The organism is Candidatus Symbiopectobacterium sp. NZEC135 (genome assembly GCF_025962695.1).
The window spans coordinates 1-532 of the sequence record NZ_JAGFPF010001473.1; the positions used below are offsets into that span (position 1 = coordinate 1).

1 pseudogene is annotated in these 532 nt (G+C 57.3%); it reads right to left on the reverse strand.

The features are described from left to right. Positions 1–532 (reverse strand): annotated as a pseudogene (locus tag J5224_RS34895) (sulfite reductase subunit beta); the annotation flags it as partial.

Consider the following 532-nt stretch of genomic DNA (forward strand, 5'->3'; position numbering starts at 1 on the left):
ACATCGTTTTGCGGCGGGATCACCACCGTAGTTTTGAACTTACGCGGCAGATAGGTCGCCCCGAGGATCGGCTCTTCATCGGTGGTAGCGACCTTCTCCTGATCCAGCCAGATCTCGGCGTAGGCACGGGTACGCGGCAGCAGATGCTCAGAGATCTTCTTCGCCCAGTCATAGGCTTGCTGATGCAGCTCGGATTCCACCGGATTAGAAGTACAGAGTACGTTACGGTTCACATCGTTGGCGGTCGCCAGCGCATCCAGCCCCAGATGATTGAGCATTTGGTGCGCCGGTTTCACGTTCGGCTTCAGGATACCGTGAAACTGGAAGGTCTGGCGGTTAGTAATACGAATGCTGCCATAGAGCGTGCTCTCGGCGGCAAATTTATCGATCCCTAACCACTGCTCCGGCGTCATCACGCCGCCGGGCAAACGGCAGCGCAGCATCATGGCATGACGCGGCTCCAGCTTTTGCTCGGCACGCTCCGCGCGAATATCGCGGTCATCCTGTTTGTACATGCCGTGAAAACGGCTCA